This window comes from Mucilaginibacter sp. OAE612, from assembly GCF_041806395.1.
Classification (GTDB): Bacteria; Bacteroidota; Bacteroidia; order Sphingobacteriales; family Sphingobacteriaceae; genus Mucilaginibacter; species Mucilaginibacter rubeus.
In genome coordinates, this window is the sequence record NZ_JBGMUW010000001.1 from 2,605,730 (window position 1) to 2,626,946 (window position 21,217).

Below are 21,217 nucleotides of genomic sequence, written 5' to 3' on the forward strand. Positions count from 1 at the left end.
TTATCATTACAATTTAACGAGAAAACATTAGCGGTGTCTCATCATTGTACCCTCTGTGGCTCGCCACTCATTTCCAAAATCGATCTGCTCGTAAGGAAATTAACAATGAAAGGCGCAGGAGCGAGTAACTCGTTGATTTCCTGAGATAGTACCATCACACCGTGCATATAATCGCTTCACTTTAAGCCTTATCGCTTAAGCCATATCTTTTGGATAATCACCAGTAAAGGCACCGAGATGGTAATCCAGGCGAAAACGCACCAATACCCGGCACCTAACAACGCGGCAAGCAGGCCAAACAAGGTCAGGGCCGCTAGCAGCAGCGGCATGGCCCATACTTTCTTGAATTGCAAATTATTCATTGGTTTCTTCCTTGGATAAGTTTAAAAAGTAATCGGCGTAAAATTTTCGCCGGACAATCCATAAATAGATTCCGCTGATTAAGACCACTACGGCAAGCAAATCAAATACAGCCCAGATAATTTTCAGGGGCAAACCGCCATAGTCGCCGAAATGAAGCGGACGTGAGATCTCTAGGCTTTTTAAATAACCCGGCATGTTCACTATAGCATCCAGCTTGCCGGTCCAGGCATCGATCAGTACCGGTGTAAATAACCGGGAAGTCAGGGCGGAACTTCCTTTGGTATAAAGTAAGAAATGATAAGGAGTTCCAAATACATTTCCCGGATAAATGACACTGGTTATCGTCATACCAGGTAACGCTTTTTTAGTGGTGTTATAAGCTGCCTGTACCGAACTCAAATGACCAGGCTCCGGCAGCGGCCGGTTCTGGTACTGCATCAGCATCTTTTTAACGTCCGTCATTTGCCACAGTCCGAAAAGTGGTTTGGAAAGCTCATTGATCACGCCCGTTACGCCGACAACAACCAGCCAGACAGCGGTCGCGATCCCGATAAGGTTATGCAGGTCGAGCCATTTCAGGCGGGCGGAGCGCCCTTTTCGAACGGTACCAAAGTCCAGCTTTTTCATGAAGGTACCGTATAATACGATCCCCGAAATAATGGAAAATACAAAAAGAAGCCCCATCAGGCACAAAAATAACTCGCCCGGCAAGCCTGCGAACAGATCAGTATGCAGAGAAAACATCAACCCCAGGAAAGTTTGCGGCTGCCGGGACGCGGGAGGCTCATCCTTCAATAATTTTTCCGTACGGGCGTCGAACTGCATGGCATGCCTGGTGTCGGGCTTGCCTTTAAGGTCCGGCATCATATAAATAACAACCTGCGGCTCATCATCATCTATAAAAGCGAAACTTAATGCTTCTTTGGGATAGCGCCGCTGCGCAGCGTTAAGCATTTGATCCAGATTGGCCATTGGCGTATTTTCAGGCAAAACCTGGTAGGGGGCATCCGTACTTAAAAGCTGTTCTATCTCTTCGTGAAATATCAGCGGCAGCCCGGTAAGGCATAGCAGCAGCAGGAATAACGTACAGATCAGGCTGGTCCAGCGGTGGATCCGAAACCATCTTTTGATATTTAAAGCGCTCATTATTTTAATTTAAAGGCGATCGTTGCACTGAACCTGCGTGGCATCATCTGGCTCACGTAACTGCCCCAATACACTTTATCGGTCAGGTTATCCATCTTTAAACTTACCCGGTAAACCGGCTGATCGTAGCTGATTGCGGCATTCAATACAGTATAAGCAGGCAGGTAGAACTCTCCTGCGGACCTGGATTGCATGATATAAGCTTTGCCGTTATAGTTACCGCCAATACCCAGACCCAGGCCTTTAAACTTACTTTTGAGAAAATGATAGCTTAACCAAAGGTTTGCCGTTTCTGACGGCCCAGTCCATTGGCGCAAACCGTCTACATTAGGATTAGTGTTAATCGTGTAAATATCGTTATGCGCATAACCGGCGATCAGATTAAAACCTGCGAAAGGATGGGCGATCACCTCGGCTTCGTAGCCTTTGCTCAACTGCCCGCCGTCCTGAACCTGGTAGGCAGAACGCCCTGGCGTAAAATCACTGTGGATCACATCACTTACTTTGATATGGTAATAGCTTACCGTGCTGTTTAATTTGCCATTGAACAAGTCCAGCTTTACACCGCTTTCCCATTGGTTGGCCTGGCTGGGTTTGAAAGCGGAAAGCGATCCGTCCGGCTGGCTTACCGGGGCATTGTTGCTGAAGCCATTCATGTAGTTACCGAAGAGAGCAACCTGTTCCGGGATGAGCTGATAAACCAGGCCTAATTTGGGTGATAGCGCCGTTTGATTGTATTTGCCCGTGGTCGTCCCGGTATTAATGTTCCTGGTGCCATCATTCACAAAGTGATCAACACGTAAACTGGCCATCGCTAAAAGCTGATCGGTAACGTTTAAAACGTCGGAGACATAGGCACTGTAAATGCTTTGCGAACCTTGGGTTTTGGTATAGGGAATAGCCGCAAAAGCTTTATCAAGCGCAGCGGGAGTCAGTTGGTTATAGCGCGGATCATTTCCGCTGATCTTAACCTGGTCAAATCCATAGATCTGTACGCCCGAGTTTTTAATCGTATTGGCAAAGTAATCCAGCCCGGCCACTAAGCGGTTACGCAGTCCGCCGATCTTAAAATCGCCGTTGAAGTTTTGCTGAAATTCGGTGTAGTTATAATCCGTATTCCGATAGGCCGGGTTACGGGATACCACAGTGTCTCCTAAAATGTTGTTGTAGCTCCAGTACCCTTCCACACCGGAATTGGTTTGTGAGAATGAAGTTTGTGATTTCCAGTGATCGGAAATCTTATATAAGGCCTGGCCATAGATACTCACCGAGGGCGTGGTTTGATACAAGTCATTGCTGCTGTAGGACTTTGTCCAGTCGATGCCCAGCGTGGTAGGGTTGGTCTTTGTAAAAGATGCCTGCGGAAACAGTCGGTTAAAATCATTGGCTTTCTGGTTATAGATCTCGGCATCAAAGGAAAGGGTTAATCGGTCGTTAACCTTGTACAATAACGAAGGCGCGAGAAAGAAACGTTTGGTAAAGCCCGCATCCTGAAAACTGCCTTCATTGTTATAGGCAACATTGGTGCGCAGGTATAAGCCTTTTTCTTTGTTGAGCGGTGTATTGAAGTCTCCTGTAACTCTGTTCAGCCCGAAACCGCCAACGGTATAAGTGAGCTCACCATCAAAAGTTTCGAAAGGTTTTTTGGTTACCCGGTTCAGCAAACCGCCAAAAGAGGACAAAGCGTTGCCAAATAAGGTTGCGGAAGGGCCTTTCAGCACTTCTATGCGTTCGATATTAGCAACTTCGATGCTGTTTGGCTTGGTGTCCTGAAGGCCGTTACGAAGATAACTGGAAGTACTGAATCCTCTCAGGTTAAAAGAATTGGAGCCGTTGACGAGGGATTGACTGACGCCCGTAACGTTCTTCAGTACATCATTATAGCTGACGATCACCTGGTCTTGCAGGAGTTCTCTTGGCACCACGTTGTATACCTGCGGGTTTTCCAGGTTTTTTAACGGCATTTTGGCAACGGACTGCGTTTCCTTTTTAGCAAACTTATTATAGCCGGAGCTGACGGTCACTTCATTTAATTCCCGCTTATCGTCGGCAAGGGTGAAATCAATACTTAAAGTTTCACCTGCATGAAGTACAATTTCCCTGGAAGAGGAGAGGTAGCCTACCAGTTTTGCCACGACGGTATATTTACCAGGATGGATGTTGCTGATGCGGTAAGTGCCGCTATCCGATGCGGTTGCCCCTTTATAGGTTCCATTTAAAGAGACCGTTGCCGAGGCAGCAGTTAAGCCTCCGTGCGTTTTGATCGTCCCCTGGATGGTCGCTGTTGGTGATTGGGCGAAACTGAATTGACTGCAAAGGATAAAAATAATGGTACAGGTTGCTTTAAAGATACGTTTGAAAGGGCAGGATGTAAAGGTATTACCGCATAGTAATAAAGAATTCATAGTTTTGTAATAGTTAATAGGTTGAAGGATCTGTTGACAATACCCGGTGTGATGTTTGGCGACGGAGCACCGGGTTCATTTTTTTAACAATCGCTTAAGGTATATTTCGTTTCATGAATGGCGGGATTAAATGATGCGCCAAAAATAACTCATTATTTAGAATAAATCCAAATAAAAATAACATTCTTGCTAAGACAGGCTGTTTTGAGATATGACGGAGATTGTTTTCGGTTTGTCGGAATAAGTTTCAAATTGGATTTAATTCGCTGATTTCCTTATTTTAAATCAGTTTTCTTAAGCTTAGTTTCAACCGGGGCCAATGCGTTTGCAAGTATGGTTTGTTCGGCAATGCGTCTTATAACTGTTGTCATACTAAGATTATATGCATAAGGCCAGATTCTCTGGCTTAAATCGGTGTTTGCGGATTTTTCGCAATGAGATTAAAATTTTGAAATTAATTAGAATCACAAGTGTTGATGATGGCCATTAAAACTTCTTCAACACCTTGACCCCCACGCTGATCAATGTCGGATTCGACTCCTTTTGCACATCGCCAATGATACGGGCGGGTTTAAGGCTGGTAGAAGCAGCGCTGAGCGTGAGTACCCTCACCTCCGGTGTAATGCTCAGACTGCCGGTTTCTATGCCCAGTGTTCCCACTGATAAGTAAAGCGTGCTGAGGTTTTCATTCCAGCCCTGGTCGTAATTAAAATCCTTCAATAGCGGGCTTGGGGCTGAGCCATCACCGTTATTTTTGATATGCAGATATTGCCCGCCAATGGCCACGGAGAACGGTGTAAAGCGAAGTTTGGGTGATAAAATGAATTGCCAGGACATACGGATATAAGCGGAAGCGCCGGCGCTTAACCCGCCGGAAGATATAGGCTCATCGGTGTCCAGCCAATGCGCGTAAGTTTTGCCAGTGGGGCCGATCAATACATCAGCGCCGAAATCAAAATCAACGAAATTATAGATGGGTGTATATTCCGTCCCCCGATAGTTACCGCTATAATCATAATGGTTGACAAATATACCGTCTCTGAGGGCCGGTGTCCCAAAAATGGATTTACGCTCGATACCAAGGGTGATTAGCGTACGGCTTTCCTCGTGGCCGAAACCCTGCGAGCATCGAAGAAAGGCACGCCGGTGCCCGGCGGCGTTTGATCGTACTTCCAATGCGTGGTCAGGTTAGCGTAATAAATACCCAGACCGATGTACCAGCCTTTGCGGTCTTTAATACTTTGGAGCGCTTGTTCTTTGGTTTGTGCCGCAGCCAGGACAGGAAGGGCGGCTAAAAGGATGAACATTTTCAGCGTTTTCATAAGCTTTGATTTTGGTGAGTGATGCATCAAAATTAGCCCGCTGAAGAAAGCGCCTCAATAGAACCAAGGTTACATTTTGCCAAACACCTTATTGAGCGCTTCGGTGCGGTTTTGCACATGCAGCTTCTCATAGATATGATGGATATGCTGCCGGATGGTACCCACGCTCAGGAAAAGCTGCGCCGCGATCTCCTTGTATAAAAAGCCTTTCGATAACAAGTTCAGTACCTCCATTTCACGTGAACTCAGTTTATCGCCTTCACCCGACGAGCGAAATGAGTTGACCACCCGCCTGGCGATGGCGGCGCTCATCGGGGAACCGCCTTCATAAAGTTCCTGAACGGCAGAGACAATCTTCTCGGGTGCGGCGCTTTTAAGCAAATAGCCGCTGGCGCCGGCGTTCAGCGCCTCAAAAATCTGGTCGCTGTCTTCGTAAACCGTAAACATCAGGAACTGACCGGCGAATCCCCTGCTTTTTAATCTCCTGATACAATCAATACCCGTTTCGCCTGGCAGCGAAATATCCATAATCACAATATCGGGTGGCGCTGCCAGCACGCCGGCATAAGCCTCTTCGCCGCTGCTATAAGTCGCCAGACAACTCAGGCCGGTAGCCTGACCAACAATGAAACGCAGGCCATCCCTAACCTCGGGCATATCCTCTACAATACTTACGCGTATATTTTCCATCAGGTAAAGTTCCTGTTTGCTACTCACATTTATAATAGAACAAAAGTCATATGGATAGCGGCACCGAGAAGCGCAGTAGTGTCCCGGCTTCGCTAACTATTTCAAGATTTCCGCCTATATTTTCCATACGCTGCTGCATATTACCTAACCCATTGCCCAAAGCCGCTCCGGCCAGGTCTATGCCCCGGCCGTTATCCTGTACAGAAACCGCTAATTCCTTATCCGTAATGATGGCAATAGTAATAGTGTTTGCCCCTGAATGCTTGCACGCATTGTGCACGGCTTCCTTGACAGCTAAGTACATATTCCGCCTTACTTCCTGCGCTAAGATCACGTCCGGCATTTTATCCGGTACTGTAAAGATCATAGCTATACCTGACGCATCCAGTAGCTCCGCGCAAGCGGCACGCAAGTAAGCGACCAAACTTTCCAGCGTATCCCGCTCGTTATTCATCATCCAAATCACTTCGTTCATTTGGCGGATCAGGCCATTAACAGCATCGCTGATCTTCGGCGCGGCCTCATGACCGGCTATCAAAGAACGGGTTAAGAACAATAAGCGGGTTAATCCGGATCCCATGTCGTCATGCATTTCCTGGCTGATCCGACGGCGTTCCTGCTGCTCACCGGTTAGCATCGCTTTTACCCGCAGGGTTTCCTGCCTACGGTAAACCAGCAAAAATACCAGACCCAATACCGCTAATCCTGCCAAAGAGATCACCAGCCAGCGTTGCTTACGCGCTAACTGTAGGTCTTTCTGCAAAAGCTGTCGTCGTTTTTTTTCCGCCCCATACCGCGCTTCGAGTTCCTGTATGTTTTTTAACAGTGATGCATTCAGTAACACGTTAGTCACTGAATCATAGCGTCCGCGGTAGTCTTCCGAAGCTTTCGGGCGGCCCAGTGCGATCTGCACGTCAGACATGAGCAGCAGCATGCGGCTCCAGGCCTCCTTTTGGTCGTGCTGCCTGGCAAATGCCATAGAGGTGTTCAGCAGCCGTTCTGCCTGGAGATATTCTTTTTTAAAAAACATGCCCAGGGCGACCCCGTGTAAAGCAAAACACTCCCCGGATACGTCACTTATTTTGCGGGCGAGGGGCAGGGCCGCATTGTAAGCCGGAACATATTTAGCCGGTTCTTTAAGCGACAGGTAAGCGTCCCCAAGATTGATCAAGGCCGTTTCCTGTATATTATCGTCATTTAATTTAAGGCCAAGTCTTCCTGCCCGCTCTATATCAATGATCGCTTCACGTACCTTTCCCATATCTTTCAGGCAATTAGCCAGGTTTATACAAGCCATCGCGACCGTGTAATCATCCCGGTTCTTTTCGCCGAAAGCCAATGCCAGCCGAGCGTACCGTAACGCGCTTTGCGGCTGTTTTAAATTACGGTAAAGGCTGCATAGGTTCCCGTAAGTGATCGAACGTTCCTGTAAAGTTCCTATAGAATCGACCAGCGGCAGCGCCTGCAGATAATAATTCACCGCTTCCCGGTAATGCTCCGTATATTGGTAAACGACCGCGGTATTGATGAGCGCCTTCATTAATTGCCGCTGCAAATGGCCCTTCCGGGCAATACCTATTGCCCTTAAATTAAGCTGCAATGATTCTTTAAACTTTCCCTGGACGTTCAGCACGGCGGTATAGTTGGCGATATAACGCAACGTGCCTTGCAGGTAATGTATACCTTCACTCAATTTGCCCGCAGCCTCATAATAATACAAAGCCGAATCCGGGGTATTGGTTTCGTATTGCTGCCCCAGCCTGATCAGGGTCTGCACCTTATCGGAATCTGCATGCATAACCGATAGCTTTCTTTTCAGACTGTCTTTATCCAGCCCCGTTTCCATCTGTGCGCAGGCACTTACCGCTAAAAAAAGCAGTACCCCGAATGTTAAATAGAAAATGTATTTAACCTGCACGCCACTAATTTACATAAAATGTAACTTTTGTTCTATTGATCCAGGCAAAGCAGCCCGATAATTTTGAATAAAAAAATCACACCATGAAAAACAAATTGATCACCATCGCTCTGGCCGCCGTTTGCGTGCTGGCTGCCTGCAAAAAAGAGGGAAACGATAACAATGGCGGCGGGACGCCAATCAGTGATGAGACCGGTGCCAAAGCGCTGTTTTCAAAAATGAATGGTTTGTGGACAGCCGCGCTGAGGCCGAATCTCTCCAAAACTGTCCAAACTTATACCAATACCGTACTTAATGGCTCGTCCGGAACGGCAACCGTCAACGGTAGTTATGCCGCTACACACGCCTCGTCATCAACTTCCAGCACTAACACGTCTACCATCGATGTGGTCGTCACCTTTAAAGATTATGAATCAGACGGCTTACATATAAATGGTACTGTGCATTTTTTTGATTACAGCAATGTCCGCAGCGCCTGCTCCAGTTCGGGCTGCGCTACCTCCAGCCACAGCAGCCTTTCTTACCGGTCTCATGACGGGGCTAACAATAGTTTTGGTCAGGCCAATGTCAGGTTTGATTATAATGGCAAAAGCTACCAGGATGCCGTGCTGATGGATATCGGCAAATCCGACAATTTCCACTGGTCAATTAAAGTAACCAATCGTAACAATCAAACCATTAATACCTCGTATTGAGATACTATTTGCTAGCCGGGCAACCGCAACAATTAGCAGCGCAGATACCACTAAACCTGCGGTAAATTATAGACCATCAGATTAACTGGCATTTTCGAATTGTAGAAGATAATAAATACAGTGCTTTGTAAAGATGTTGTTATGATGTTTAGAATCAAAAGCTTGTTTAAAAGGGCCTTGTTTTTATTCTGTTGCTTTCTTGCGGCAATTTCCTTGCCTTTTGGTTGCGGGCTGGTGACTTCTGTAGGCGGGAGTCCTGGGAAGGATGATACTACGAAATATGCTCTTCAATCTAATTATGTTAACAGCCAGTTTCAAAATTTAAAATATGCCGATGACACACAGCAGGCCAAACGTATCAGCCTTTTGCGGATGCTTTTCAGTCATCCGGATTCTGTAAAGCCGCCTAAGCCTTCTTCCCTGGGTCAAAAACCAATCTGAAAGGACTATCGGATGATAAGCCCGTGGTCGTCTGGTTTGGCCACTCTTCGGTATTGATCAAACATACGAGGATCAATATATCGATCGATCCGATATTCAGTAGCCTTGCGGGTCCTTTGCCCGGAGTAGTCAGCGCATTTGATGGTGCCAGCCATTACACTGTACAAGACATGCCAGCTATCGATATTCCGATCATCTCTCATGATCATTATGACCACCTGGACTATCCGACAATTAAAAGTTTAAGAAAAGGCATTTGACGATCTAATCAGCGTGAATCAAAGAAGAAGAGCTATCGGGCCTAATACTATGGACGAGCAAATATCAATGATCAGAAGGCGCGCGAAGACGGAAAACCAATTACCGCCGAAAGACATGGACAAGCGAAAACGGGATATCGGGGATTGGAAAAGAAAGGTGGGTTGGCTAAAATGAAAACGATCATCACCGTCGTATTGGAAACTGGCTGTTACGAAGATGTGTACGGATAAGCTACCATCTTTTACGAAACCAGCGACATTTTGAGTAATTATGCAGCGCTGTATATATCCTCCCCGTATTAATTGATGTTAATGTAACCAGGAACTTCATGACGCGTAACAGCCGTGAATTCAACAGTAAAACTGGATCAACATTTCAAGCTGTTAATGCTTTGGTTCATGATGATTACACGATCTGGCAGGCATTTGCCCAAGGCCTGAAAACAAGGGTTGACAGTGTAATAAGATTCAAAATCTCCAATGTCAGGCTATGAAGCTGAAAACCTAATTTCAGCTAATAGAGATATATTAAGTACCGAAAACCGCTCAGTTTTTAGGGGCGATTGATTTTGAGCGCCTTGTTTTAAGAAATTCCAAATCAGGTGCTTTCTCCATGTACACTAACTTAAAAGCGACATTTCTGTCCCCGGACCTGTAGTTGACAGCTTATTCAACGGCAAAATAAACATAAAAGAAAAGCAGGCCAGGAAATATGGAAGCGCTTTGATCTTTTGTTTAGGCGCCGCTGATGCCGTTACCTGCGGCCCGGGCTTTTCTAAACCACTGGATCAATCCAGGAAAATGATATGAGCAAGATAACGAGCATTCGCCTGAACCAATTCTATTCAGGACGACAACTTACGTCATTATTTAAATGACTGATAGAATAATCTTTTAAATACAAAAGGGGCTGTGTATATTTATCGTACCAACCTTATTAACCATGAACATCCGATATGACGTTCTTTTCCTATATAACGACAAAGAAAAAGCCATTGTAAAAGAAGTCGCAGAGGAACTCGATTATAGCGGCTATACAACTTTTTACTGGGAAAGGGATATTCCGGGTGGTGCGCCCGTTGAAAAAGAGCTTGAGCTTTTTGGTTCGGTAAAAACAATTCTAGTGCTATTAGGCAATGAAGGTTGGGGACCCAGGCATCTTCCTTTTTCTTCTCAGGCCCTCGCCAGTGGTAATCATGTCATTCCGGTTTTAATTGGCGACCCGCCGGCGGAAGCGATGTCAGAGCTAAACGATTTTTTTAAAAAGAATCGTTATGCTGACCTGCGTACACGCAATGAACGCACATATGATCAACTGATCAGGTTCATTGGGACACCGGAAGCTTATAGGGCCACAAACAGGTTCGATAATATCGTTTATAGAATTACCGATGGTTCTAACGAAGACCGTTTTCGTGTAATCAGCCAGATCCGCGATTCCAGGACGCTGAACCGTTCAGCGCTCTCCATCCGGCTGCGGGAGGAGATCAAGAACCGCTTTAAAGATTTTATCCCTGACAAAAACTATATACCCGCTCGTCCACCGGAACAAGTAGCTCCAATCCGGTCATGGATGTTGAGCGCACTCATACAGAATGACCCCGAAGAAGAAAAGAACAAAGAACTATTGTTACAGCATTTGAGGCCGGCAGGAGAATCATACGAAAACGTCAGATACCGGGTCTTAGCGGGGTTATATCAAAAACAGGTAAGTTATATGCGGGAAGCAATTGAGTTGGCGGCCGCAGATGATTCGCCTTTAATATCACTGACAGCACTGGTAATGCTTGCTCCCGACAGCCAGGAAGTGATAGCCAGGTTGCGGGCAGATATTAAAACAGAGCCGCGCGAGGATGAAATTAGCCGCTTACTCATTGCCCTGCGTGTCCTGCGCGTAGCCCCGGTACCGGCGCTCACTGAAGATATCGTCCGGTTTATCCTGGAGCACCAACTGGACGATTTGACTTATGCTGCTTTCTACGCCCTCGCAAATAGCACAATGGGAGACAATATTAGCCAGTTCCTTTCTGATGAGGACTGGTTGAATTTTCTCCGCAAGATGCTGATCCTGTCTCAGTCTTCTGAACCCAATGCGGTGCGTAATTTTGCAATGATATTGAATAAGGCAGATCGGAAACATATCGATGAACTATTCGGCAAGTTTGCGACAGATCAGCAGCTGAAAAACACGGCCGCACGGTTCCTGACTTTATTAGACGATATCCGCCTAGTGCCCGACGAGGACAGCCTCTTTATCTCCGGTTATAATCCGGACAGTATTGATGTGAGCAAGGAATGGCTGGATATTAGTAAGGAAGCAAAGATCCTCACCGCCGTAATGATGGCCAGGGAGGTCATCCCTCCATTGGCACTCGGCCTGTTCGGTAACTGGGGAAGCGGTAAAAGTTTCTTTATGGAATTTATGCAAAAGGAGGTTATCAGGCTCCAACTGCTTCATAAAAACAAACTGGATGGTTCTTTTCATACCCGAGCCGTGCAGATCACGTTTAATGCATGGCATTACTCGGATACTAATCTATGGGCCAGTATGGTAGATGTTATCTTTGAAAAACTACAGGATCACATTGCTCCGCCCAAAACAATAAACCAGCAAAAGGAGAGTATTTTAGCGGGTATAGCGGAAGCAGACCTGGCAACTGAACTCCAGCAAGCGAATCAGTCGAGTGCCCTTGCAGAAATTGAAGCCACCCAGCGTTTGCTTATCGAAGTGGAAGAAAGCCGTAAAAACCAACCTGTCGATTTCCATGAACTTAGCGGAGAAGATATTTATAGCCTTTTAAACGAACAGGAAAAGAAGCAGATCGAAAAAGCCGCCATGGATCTGGGTTTACCCGAAGTCGTTGCACGTGCATCAGATTTGAATGCTGTCTTGTCTGAAACGCTTACTATCAAAGGCCGTATCAACGCGCTTTTTGTTTCGGTCGTGCAATCGGATAATAAGAAAGTCCTCATTTTCCTGCTTGTATTGATCTTACTGGTATTCCCACTTGCTGGCTGGGCACTGCACCGATATGCTAACTGGGAGAACAGCTTGAGTGCGGTCGGAACTTTCTTCGCCCAACTATCCGCCTTCATTACGGGCATCGTTCTAACCATCAGAAACGGACTGGGCAAGGTTAGACAGACATTGTCAGCGGTAGAAATCCTTAAAAAGCGGATAGACGAAAAGCTGGCGGAAAAGCGTCAGGAGAAAAGCGAAACGGAAATAAAACTAATCGAACAGTTGAGCTCCGCCAAGCTTAAATTTGAAGCGGCGGAAAGCGCATTAGAGGAAGCAAGGCAATCTAAAAACGAACTTGAGCAGGAGCTGGCCAGCCTTGACGAAGCTTACAGTCTCAATCATTTTATCAGGGAGAGAAGTCGCTCGGACGACTATCGCAAGCATCTTGGCCTGATCTCCACTGTGCGGAAGGATTTTGATTCCCTTACTGCTTTGCTCAAACGGGTCCCCCGAAATCAGGAAAACTTTAAACCAATCGACCGGATCATACTCTACATTGACGATTTAGACCGGTGCCCAAGTCAAAAGATTGTTGAAGTCCTGCGTGCTGTACACCTGATGCAAGCCTATGAACTCTTTATTGTCGTTGTAGGTGTTGATCCGCGCTGGCTGTTACGGTCGATAGATAATAACTTTACCGTTTTTGAAGCTGCCGTAGGTAAGAACGGTGGTATTCCTGATGAGGGATTTGCTACGCCGCAGGATTTCCTGGAGAAGATATTCCAAATACCTTTCTGTCTTCGCCCTGTCGGCAAAGGAGGGTTCAGTAAGCTGATGGATAATTTATTCAAACAGCCTGCCGCCAGTCAGGACGTTAACCACAAGAAACAGCAGGCAAGTGCTGAAGAAAATAATACAGCAGAAAGAGATCCAACTGAAGTAAACTCAACGACAAATAGCAAAACAGGCACAGCTACTGAGGAAGGGCCGGAGCCAGCAGGCGCGTCAGAAACATGGCAACAAGAAACAAAAGAAATAGTTGAAGCAGATGCTTCAGATTTAACAATCAGCGGCGAATCTCTACTCATCAAGCCTTGGGAAGCAACATTTGCTAAACGACTATTCCGACTGATCAACAGCCCCCGCACTGCAAAGCGTTTTACCAACCTTTACAGGATCGTAAAGGCTTTCGTACCGAAAGAAGAACTTGCCGGTTTTGAGGGAAACGAAAATTTTCCCGGAGACTTTCAGGTACCCATGATACTTCTGGCACTGCAAGCTGGTAGCGGGCACCGGGTATCGGGACTGCTGGAGGAGATCCACAAGCTCGCTCTGAATGGCAGCGGACTCAGAGAAGCATTGTTGAAACTAAGTTCGGCTGAAGGAGGCCTTGGAAAAGCAGCTAAAAAAGCACTGGCTATTGAAGACTGGGAGACAGTTACACAATCGCCCGAATCGCTGATTAAGTGGATGCCACTAATTGCCCGGTTCTCGTTCGAACAGGCAAATTTGCCTGGCTGGGAGGAAGGCAAAGACGTTGGCGAATCGTAGGTACATTAGTCTATTTTGAAACCTGGTTTTGTATCAATCGATATTGGTTGTGAACCAATCCTACTCCTGTGTTTACTTTTTTGAAAAATGGAGACCCTATAGGTTGTAGGGGGGATTTATACCGCATATTTCCAATTAATTAAATTTTTTCTAATCACCCCATGCTAATCCCCGGCGATTTATTCGTTGGGGATTTTGTTAGTGGGATATTTTAAATGAAACGGGTAAAAAGCGCAGCTAATATCCTGCCGGACCTGTCGTTTGGTTTGCAAAAGACCTGAAGGCATTGCTCTCAGGCCGCCGTACGGACTTACTGGAACTTAGTGACCTGGAGGCTGAAAATATCAGGATCAAATCGCTGCATGCCAGGATCTCCCTGAAAATGAACGATAATGGTAAAGCCAATCTACTCGTTCACCCGATATATCATACGGCGATAACGCCTGATTTTCTAACTGATAACGAAGCGCAGCAGCTTCAGAAAGGAGAGATACAAAACCTGTTACGGATACTACAGGACGACAAAGGAAACAAAACGGAACTGCTGGTCGAATATGATGCAGAAACGAGGGAGTTTATAGTTTCCGATAGTGAGAAGATCCTGGTACCTGATATGGTCAACAATGAATTCCTTACTCCTGCGCAAAAAGAGAATTACCGTAAGGGGAAGGAGGTGCAGATTGCCGATGGCGCCAAATTCAATTATTCGGGAACGGACCGGCAGGGTATCCTTTCGAACAGGTTGGCACTTGTAGCCTCTGTATTGATTGATGGCGGTCTGTCTTATATGGTTTACCGCGGTCTGAACGCTTTGTTCAATAAAAAGCGTGATGAAGAAGCCGCAGGGAGGTTAAGCCCCGGATATTATGCCGCGATCAGGGATATTGAAGATCAAAGGCCTGGCCGGTCAGACCAGGCTGCCCATAACTATAAGGGGAACGAAATATCCCGCTGATGACTTTAGTTCACAAGCTTTGGATACCTGAACAGGTAGTGGCTTTTTTTCTTTGGACAGCGAATTTGTTTTTGATTATGGTGATACAAAGGAAACTTTCGACGAAAGGGGGTATAAAGTCCCGGTCACCCGGAATGTCTGGGTGGCCGGGAATAATCTCGCCCCTGTTTTGATCATCGTTCATTCGGTAATGGAGGCCGTCGCTATGCTCTCGTTAAATTTTCAGCGTTTTTCGGGGCTTGACAACCCGGGCGTCGTTGCTTTGGGCAGCAGGCCATGTGCTGCGCAAATAAATTGGATAAACCAGGTTTTTCCGGGACGGAGAGTTATTTTAGTGTTTGGCAACGACCTCGTCGGCCGGGCGACTGACATAAAGGTCGCCTCCTGGTTACAACAACATCATATCACAATCACTTACCGAAACGAAGCTCTGAATATTTCAAGGCGTGGTATAGATTATTCATTTGAGGCAGATCAAATAAGCCTCGCCGCATATAAACGCGCATTGGGTATCAGGAACAATATAAGTACTTGCAAACCAAGACTCTCCAATCCTTGATGATAAAAGATCTCAACTGGCTGTGCTCGAAGAAAAACTTCATGCAGTTGAGGAGAAATGGATTAGTAATCAAATTGGTCGCGATACTTACGACCGCTGGTCGTCGACTTATAATACTGAAATATTTACGATCAAAGGCTATATTGAAAGATATAATCGGGATCAATCATATGGTTATAAGATTCTGAAAAAGCATTTGCATCAACTTGGCGATATGAAAACAATCTATAATCATTCAAATACCATCGAAAAAAGAGTTTTGGTATCTAAGGTGTTCGACAGCAATTTATACTATAAAAATGGCATCTATCGAACACCTACCATAGTGCCGGTATTGGCATGTAACGAATTGATAATGAAGGAGAAAGGATTGCTTTAAATTGATAAAAAAAAGGGATTTTCCTGAGAAAATCCCTTCAAGTGGAGCCGGAGGGATTCGAACCCTCGTCCAAACATGGTATAAGGTAAGCTTTCTACATGCTTAGCTTCTGTTTAATTGTAGGGAAGGGGAAGGTCAGTCGCTTACCTGTACCGTCTTCCTTAGGTGCTTTATCTTACCCGCTTATCACACCCTAAGCAGGCCAGTTTCATCTTTCGATGCCCCGATTGCCGATCCGATGAAACGGAAAACCGGCGGGACAAAAGCTATGCTAATTCTAAATTAGGCAGCTAAGGCGTAGTTATTTTCGCCATTTGTAAGTTTGAGCGTTCAGATTAAAGCGCTAATTCACCCAACGCGCTGCATGCTTACCTACTTATCTCCATCCTGTCAATTCCGGTCGACCCCATTTTTTGAGTTTGTATTAGCCGAATAGGCAGTTGCAGTAAAGCGGTTACAAATATACGGAAATAGTTTGCAGTTTTAAGCAGGCAGTTTGCTGTATTAATAAATTAAGAAACTGCCTGGCGCAGCAGCCTGTTACAAACTGCCAACTGATAACTGCTCACTGCTAACCGTTCTGCCCGGATAAACTTTCAATGCTTCCTCCAAACAAATCATTGCTTTTTTAAGGTCGCTGTTATTTAAAACGTATGCCATACGCACTTCATTTAATCCTGCGCCGGGTGTGCTGTAAAAGCCTGTGGCAGGGGCCATCATCACAGTTTCGTTGTTGAGGCTGAAGCATTCAAGCATCCATTGGCAAAACTTGTCGGCATTGTCAATAGGTAGTTTGGCAACCACATAAAAAGCCCCGCCCGGATTAGGACAATAAACGCCATCCATTTTGTTCAGTGCACTAACAAGCGTGTTGCGCCTGCTGGTGTATTCTTTATTTACGGCTTCAAAATAGCTATCCGGAGTATCAACTGCAGCTTCGCCGGCAATTTGTTCAACCATGCCTGCGCTTAAACGGGCCTGGGCAAATTTTAAAGCCGTGGCACGCAACTCTTTATTTTTAGTGATCAGGCAGCCTAACCGGGCACCGCACGCGCTATAGCGTTTGCTTACTGTATCCAGTATTACAACGTTTTCTTCAAGCCCATTCATATGCGCTGGTGATATAAATGAACGCCCGTCATAGCAAAACTCGCGGTAAGCTTCGTCCGAAAACAGGTAAAGGTCATGCTTTAACACCAATTCTTTCAAGGCGTCCATTTCTTCTTTTGAGTATAAATACCCGGTAGGATTGTTAGGGTTGCATATGATAATCGCCCTGGTTTTATCTGTTATCAGTTTTTCGAATTCGCTGACAGGGGGGAGCGCGAAACCATTATCAATGTATGACAATATCGGCCTAACTACAATATCGCCCTGGCTTGCAAATCCATTATAATTGGCATAAAAAGGCTCAGGGATGATCACTTCATCGCCCGAATCGAGGCAGGCCATCATAGCAATGGTAATCGCTTCCGAGCCTCCTGTGGTAACAATAATATCTTCGGGAGTAATATTATAATCCAGCTTGTTATAATATTCAGTAAGCTTTTTGCGATAGCTTAATGTGCCTTCGCTCGGGGTATAGGCCCAAACCTTAAAATCAATGTTTTTTATGGCATTCAACATGCCATCGGGTGTAGCAATATCGGGCTGGCCGATGTTGAGATGATACACCTTTTTTCCATCCTGCTTAGCTTTATCAGCGTAAGGTGTTAATTTTCTTATCGGTGACGCGGGCATCCGTTGCCCTTTTTCAGATATTTTTGGCATCCTGCAAATTTACTAAAAATGAAAATACTGTTTTGTAAAACCTTTGTAAACGAAAAAAGACCCGGTTTCGGGTCTTTTAAATATATTTTTAAATATCCCGGTTGATATACGGGATATATCAAGCATGCAATCAATTATTTGCTTGCCGCTGGTTTAGCTACCACTTCACCAACAATATTCAAATATTTTTCGGGCGTTACTGCGTTTGATTTAACTACGATAGTTTTATTAAACGGAGCAGCAGCGGCAGCATTGTAAGTGATCTTGATTGTTCCTTTATCGCCGCTTTTTACAGGGGTTTTTGTATAGTCGGCAATGGTACAGCCGCAGGTTGGTCTTACTTCTGTTAAAATAAGCGGCTCTTTACCAATATTGGTAAATTCAAACACGGTAGTAACAGGAGTGCCTTGTGGTATTTTACCAAAATCATGCTTTTCTTCGTTAAATTTAAACTCAGCTTTTCCGCTATCTTGTGCTGATGCTGTGAAGGCAAAGCCTAATATTACCGCGCAAATCATTAATATCTTTTTCATACGTTATATTTGATTATTACAAATATAAAAGGTTTAATGTAATTACAAAACTATTACTCAAACTCCGGGTTTTATCTGTTAGTTTGCCTAATACAGAATAGAATTTTATACTTTTACCGTCTAAACAAAATTTTATATGCCTGAAACTACAACACGCGCTACCAGTAAATTTAATACTGCCGAGCTCAGTTTTGATGATTTCAAGAAGATTGTTATTGATGATTACCGCATTGGTTATGAGAGCCGTCAGGCCAGTTTAATAGGCCGCAGGGAAGTGCTAACGGGCAAGGCAAAGTTCGGTATTTTCGGCGACGGTAAAGAGGTTGCGCAATTGGCAATGGCCAAGGCTTTCCGCGCCGGCGACTGGCGCGCGGGCTATTACCGCGATCAAACTTTTATGTTTGCTACGGGCATGAGCAATATGAAAGAGTTTTTTGCCCAGTTATATGCTAACCCCGATATTGAAAAAGATCCGGCCTCTGGCGGCAGGCAAATGAACTGCCACTACGCTACACGTTTTGTAAATACTGATGGCAGTTGGGTTAACCAGGCTGAAACGATGAACAGTTCGTCGGATATATCAACCACCGCCGGACAAATTCCCCGCTTATTAGGTTTAGCTTACGCGTCAAAGCTATATCGCCAAAATAAAGAGCTGGATTATCTGAAACAATTTTCGGTTAATGGTAATGAAGTTGCTTTTGGCAGCGTTGGTAACGGCGCCACATCCGAAGGTTCGTTTTTTGAAACTTTCAATGCCGGGGGGGTACTACAGGTGCCTATGGCCATCTCTATTTGGGATGACGCGTATGCTATTTCTGTGCCAGCGAACCTGCAAACTACCAAAGAAGATATTTCTGAAATATTAAAAGGCTTTCAGCGCGAAAACGGAAGCAACGGTTACGAGATCTTTAAAGTGCGTGGTTGGGATTATATTGCCCTTTGTGAAACTTACGAGCGCGCCATTAATATTTGCCGTGAGGAACATGTGCCTGTGCTGATCCATGTTACCGAAATGACCCAACCACAGGGACACTCAACTTCGGGCTCACATGAACGCTATAAAAGCAGGGAACGCCTTACCTGGGAAGATGAGCACGATTGTTTGTTAAAAATGCGCGAATGGATGATCACATCGGCAATCTCGACCGAAATAGAACTGGAAGAGCTTGAAGCTGAAGCAAAAAGGTATGTACGCGAATGTCAACGTGAGGCGGCTAATGAATTGGCTGTCGTAATAAAAAGCGAAATAGAAGAAGCTGCAGCATTGATCGATGCCTTTGCCGAAACAGTGCCGGGTAAAAAAGAAGTAATATCAGCATTATCAGCTGGTTTGCGCTCCAGTATTGATGCCGGGCGTCGCGAAATTTTTTCGGCCATCCGCAAAACATTACGGTTAACTACCACCGAAAATAATGTTGAACGCCAGCTTTTAACAGAATGGTTAAAAGCTGAGAAAGCAAAAAATACCGAACGTTACAATTCAAAGCTTTTTACCGGAACTCCTGAATCGCCTCTGTATGTGCCTGTTGTGCCCGCTGTTTATAGCGATGATGCCAGGTTAATGGATGGAAGGGAAGTATTGAATGCAGCTTTCGACGCCAATTTTGCACGCGATAAAAGCATCGTTGCATTTGGTGAAGATTTGGGTGCGATAGGCGATGTTAACCAGGGCTTTGCTGGTTTACAGGCAAAATATGGCGAAATCCGCATTACAGATACGGGCATTCGCGAAACAAGTATCATAGGGCAGGGTATGGGCCTTGCTATGCGCGGCCTAAGGCCAATAGCAGAAATCCAGTACCTTGACTACCTGATCTATGCCATAACCATCATCAGTGATGATATAGCAAGTTTAAGTTACCGTACTATGGGCGGGCAAAAAGCTCCGCTTATTATCCGTACCCGGGGCCATCGTTTAGAAGGGATCTGGCATTCAGGTTCGCCAATGAGTGTTATTTTAGGGTCGATGCGCGGCTTTCATATTTGTGTGCCCCGTAACATGACCCAGGCAGCAGGTATGTATAATACGCTGTTAAGGGGCGACGAACCTGCGCTGGTAATAGAATGCCTGAACGGCTATCGCTTAAAAGAAAAATTACCCGCCAATGTCGGCGAATTTACTGTACCGCTTGGTAAAGCCGAAGTTTTGCGCGAAGGCAGCGATATTACCGTTGTATCTTATGGTTCAACGCTACGCATTGTACAGGAAGCGTCGGAAGAGCTCGCAGAAATGGGTATCAATATTGAAATTATCGATCCGCAAACTTTATACCCTTTTGATACAGAGGGTGTTTGTGGTGTTTCGTTAAAGAAAACCAGCAAGTTGCTTGTTGTTGACGAGGACTTACCGGGTGCTGGCTCAGCTTATATTCTGCAAAAAATAATGGAAGGCCAAAATGGCTATTATGCGCTTGATGCCCAGCCAAAAACGCTTACCGCAAAAGAACATAGGCCGCCTTATGGTTCGGACGGAGACTACTTCAGCAAGCCTTCTGTTGATGATGTTGTTGAAATTGTTTACGCTATGATGAACGAGGCTAATCCATCGAAATATCCTGCTATTTATTAATAACATAATTACAGGTTGTTGAGATCAGTGATTCATAATCCTGATTTCAACAACCCTTTTTATCTGAAATGGACAATACTTTTTTAACCGTTGCCGAGAATATCAAAACCCGCCGTACCGTAAAACCAGCCATGATGAATGGTCATAAGGCACCAAACGGTCATATAGCCGCCCTGCTGGAGCTTGCCGATTGGGCACCAACCCATGGTTTTACCGAACCCTGGCGCTTTATTGTTTATGAAAATCCCGATCAGTTTTGTGCCGAACATGCCGAAGTTTATAAACAGAGTGTATCTGCCGAAGAATTTAATGAGGCTGCATACAATAATCTGAAAACCCTCGGCAGCAAAGTTTCGCATGTAATCATTACGGTAATGCAGCGCGGCGATTTGCCTAAAATACCGCCATTCGAGGAAGTTGCAGCTGTGTCGAGCGCTATTCAGAATATCCTTTTAGGTGCAACCGCCTTAAATATGGCCTCCTTCTGGAGTACCGGCGGTGCTATCCTGAAGCCCGCTTTTAAAGAATTTTTGAATTTGCGGGATGAAGATAATGTAATGGGCGTATTATATCTTGGTTATGCCGACCTGTATCCCGAAGGTAAACGTACTATTCCGCTTGAAAATAAAATTAAATGGGTTAAGTAAAATTAACCCATAACCTTTCCTTTTTTTGCTCCGTATAACAGTCTAAAAT

General features: G+C 45.4%; 18 protein-coding genes and 1 other RNA gene. 9 read left to right on the plus strand and 10 right to left on the minus strand.

The features are described from left to right. Positions 1 to 188: 188 nt before the first annotated feature. The 7 genes from ABID99_RS10865 to ABID99_RS10895 form a co-directional block, all read right to left on the minus strand. Entirely contained in the window at positions 189 to 362 is a 174-nt protein-coding gene (locus tag ABID99_RS10865) for a hypothetical protein (protein WP_373613702.1), read from the minus strand. Continuing rightward, entirely contained in the window at positions 355 to 1,509 is a 1,155-nt protein-coding gene (locus ABID99_RS10870) for a PepSY-associated TM helix domain-containing protein (protein ID WP_373613703.1), read from the minus strand. The genes ABID99_RS10865 and ABID99_RS10870 overlap by 8 nt, the downstream gene beginning before the upstream one ends. Then, entirely contained in the window at positions 1,509 to 3,914 is a 2,406-nt protein-coding gene (locus ABID99_RS10875) for a TonB-dependent siderophore receptor (protein ID WP_373613704.1), read from the minus strand. The genes ABID99_RS10870 and ABID99_RS10875 overlap by 1 nt, the downstream gene beginning before the upstream one ends. Positions 3,915 to 4,400: 486 nt before the next feature. Beyond that, on the minus strand, positions 4,401 to 5,090 hold the full coding sequence (locus ABID99_RS10880) for a hypothetical protein (protein WP_373613705.1): 690 nt from the start codon (positions 5,088 to 5,090) through the stop codon (positions 4,401 to 4,403). Continuing rightward, a complete protein-coding gene (locus ABID99_RS10885) occupies positions 5,003 to 5,236 on the minus strand; it encodes a hypothetical protein (protein ID WP_188832253.1) in 234 nt (77 codons plus the stop codon). Before ABID99_RS10885 ends, ABID99_RS10880 begins: the two co-directional genes overlap by 88 nt. Positions 5,237 to 5,305: 69 nt before the next feature. Next, entirely contained in the window at positions 5,306 to 5,926 is a 621-nt protein-coding gene (locus ABID99_RS10890) for a response regulator transcription factor (protein ID WP_188832252.1), read from the minus strand. Positions 5,927 to 5,972: 46 nt separating this feature from the next. Continuing rightward, the gene (locus tag ABID99_RS10895; RefSeq protein WP_373613706.1) at positions 5,973 to 7,772 is read right to left on the minus strand and encodes an ATP-binding protein; all 1,800 of its coding nucleotides are present in this window, start codon (positions 7,770 to 7,772) and stop codon (positions 5,973 to 5,975) included. A 155-nt stretch (positions 7,773 to 7,927) separates the two neighbouring features. Here ABID99_RS10895 and ABID99_RS10900 point away from each other — a divergent pair, with 155 nt between their 5' ends. From ABID99_RS10900 to ABID99_RS10930, 7 genes are all read left to right on the plus strand, one after another. Then, positions 7,928 to 8,539 carry a hypothetical protein gene (locus tag ABID99_RS10900; RefSeq protein ID WP_188832250.1) on the plus strand — a complete coding sequence of 204 codons (612 nt, stop codon included), beginning with the start codon at positions 7,928 to 7,930 and terminating at the stop codon, positions 8,537 to 8,539. A 141-nt stretch (positions 8,540 to 8,680) separates the two neighbouring features. Further along, entirely contained in the window at positions 8,681 to 8,980 is a 300-nt protein-coding gene (locus ABID99_RS10905; protein WP_373613707.1) for a hypothetical protein, read from the plus strand. Between the two features lie 23 nt (positions 8,981 to 9,003). Next, complete coding sequence (locus tag ABID99_RS10910) at positions 9,004 to 9,240, plus strand: MBL fold metallo-hydrolase (protein WP_354483134.1); 237 nt, start codon at positions 9,004 to 9,006, stop codon at positions 9,238 to 9,240. A 943-nt stretch (positions 9,241 to 10,183) separates the two neighbouring features. Continuing rightward, the gene (locus tag ABID99_RS10915) at positions 10,184 to 13,753 is read left to right on the plus strand and encodes a P-loop NTPase fold protein (RefSeq protein WP_188832247.1); all 3,570 of its coding nucleotides are present in this window, start codon (positions 10,184 to 10,186) and stop codon (positions 13,751 to 13,753) included. 277 nt (positions 13,754 to 14,030) lie between these two features. After that, positions 14,031 to 14,708, plus strand: a complete 678-nt coding sequence (locus ABID99_RS10920) for a DUF4099 domain-containing protein (RefSeq protein WP_373615906.1) — start codon at positions 14,031 to 14,033, stop codon at positions 14,706 to 14,708. A 52-nt stretch (positions 14,709 to 14,760) separates the two neighbouring features. After that, positions 14,761 to 15,267 (plus strand): hypothetical protein, encoded by a 507-nt coding sequence (locus tag ABID99_RS10925; RefSeq protein ID WP_188832245.1) that lies wholly within the window; start codon positions 14,761 to 14,763, stop codon positions 15,265 to 15,267. Between the two features lie 22 nt (positions 15,268 to 15,289). Beyond that, positions 15,290 to 15,646: a hypothetical protein gene (locus ABID99_RS10930; RefSeq protein ID WP_373613708.1), complete on the plus strand. Its 357-nt coding sequence runs from the start codon at positions 15,290 to 15,292 to the stop codon at positions 15,644 to 15,646. Between the two features lie 39 nt (positions 15,647 to 15,685). Here ABID99_RS10930 and ssrA read toward each other — a convergent pair. The 3 genes from ssrA to ABID99_RS10945 form a co-directional block, all read right to left on the minus strand. Further along, positions 15,686 to 16,054, minus strand: a transfer-messenger RNA (tmRNA) gene (gene ssrA, locus ABID99_RS10935). A gap of 132 nt (positions 16,055 to 16,186) precedes the next feature. Beyond that, complete coding sequence (locus tag ABID99_RS10940; RefSeq protein ID WP_373613709.1) at positions 16,187 to 17,416, minus strand: pyridoxal phosphate-dependent aminotransferase; 1,230 nt, start codon at positions 17,414 to 17,416, stop codon at positions 16,187 to 16,189. A gap of 134 nt (positions 17,417 to 17,550) precedes the next feature. Next, on the minus strand, positions 17,551 to 17,949 hold the full coding sequence (locus ABID99_RS10945) for a DUF1573 domain-containing protein (RefSeq protein WP_090525844.1): 399 nt from the start codon (positions 17,947 to 17,949) through the stop codon (positions 17,551 to 17,553). Between the two features lie 136 nt (positions 17,950 to 18,085). On the opposite strand from ABID99_RS10945, the gene ABID99_RS10950 reads away from it, so the two are divergent. Both ABID99_RS10950 and ABID99_RS10955 read left to right on the plus strand, forming a co-directional pair. Then, positions 18,086 to 20,521, plus strand: coding sequence for a thiamine pyrophosphate-dependent enzyme (locus tag ABID99_RS10950; RefSeq protein ID WP_090525843.1), 2,436 nt, complete (start codon positions 18,086 to 18,088; stop codon positions 20,519 to 20,521). A gap of 68 nt (positions 20,522 to 20,589) precedes the next feature. Further along, positions 20,590 to 21,168, plus strand: coding sequence for a nitroreductase (locus tag ABID99_RS10955; protein ID WP_090525842.1), 579 nt, complete (start codon positions 20,590 to 20,592; stop codon positions 21,166 to 21,168). The last annotated feature ends 49 nt before the right edge of the window (positions 21,169 to 21,217 follow it).

Coding starts and splice junctions, on each gene's coding strand:
- ABID99_RS10875 (WP_373613704.1), bottom strand. CDS start 3,914: ATGAATTCTTTATTACTATGCGGTAATACCTTTACATCCTGCCCTTTC.
- ABID99_RS10900 (WP_188832250.1), top strand. CDS start 7,928: ATGAAAAACAAATTGATCACCATCGCTCTGGCCGCCGTTTGCGTGCTG.
- ABID99_RS10940 (WP_373613709.1), bottom strand. CDS start 17,416: ATGCCAAAAATATCTGAAAAAGGGCAACGGATGCCCGCGTCACCGATA.
- ABID99_RS10895 (WP_373613706.1), bottom strand. CDS start 7,772: ATGGAAACGGGGCTGGATAAAGACAGTCTGAAAAGAAAGCTATCGGTT.
- ABID99_RS10955 (WP_090525842.1), top strand. CDS start 20,590: ATGGACAATACTTTTTTAACCGTTGCCGAGAATATCAAAACCCGCCGT.
- ABID99_RS10950 (WP_090525843.1), top strand. CDS start 18,086: ATGCCTGAAACTACAACACGCGCTACCAGTAAATTTAATACTGCCGAG.
- ABID99_RS10905 (WP_373613707.1), top strand. CDS start 8,681: ATGATGTTTAGAATCAAAAGCTTGTTTAAAAGGGCCTTGTTTTTATTC.
- ABID99_RS10945 (WP_090525844.1), bottom strand. CDS start 17,949: ATGAAAAAGATATTAATGATTTGCGCGGTAATATTAGGCTTTGCCTTC.
- ABID99_RS10885 (WP_188832253.1), bottom strand. CDS start 5,236: ATGAAAACGCTGAAAATGTTCATCCTTTTAGCCGCCCTTCCTGTCCTG.
- ABID99_RS10890 (WP_188832252.1), bottom strand. CDS start 5,926: ATGGAAAATATACGCGTAAGTATTGTAGAGGATATGCCCGAGGTTAGG.
- ABID99_RS10915 (WP_188832247.1), top strand. CDS start 10,184: ATGAACATCCGATATGACGTTCTTTTCCTATATAACGACAAAGAAAAA.
- ABID99_RS10865 (WP_373613702.1), bottom strand. CDS start 362: ATGAATAATTTGCAATTCAAGAAAGTATGGGCCATGCCGCTGCTGCTA.
- ABID99_RS10870 (WP_373613703.1), bottom strand. CDS start 1,509: ATGAGCGCTTTAAATATCAAAAGATGGTTTCGGATCCACCGCTGGACC.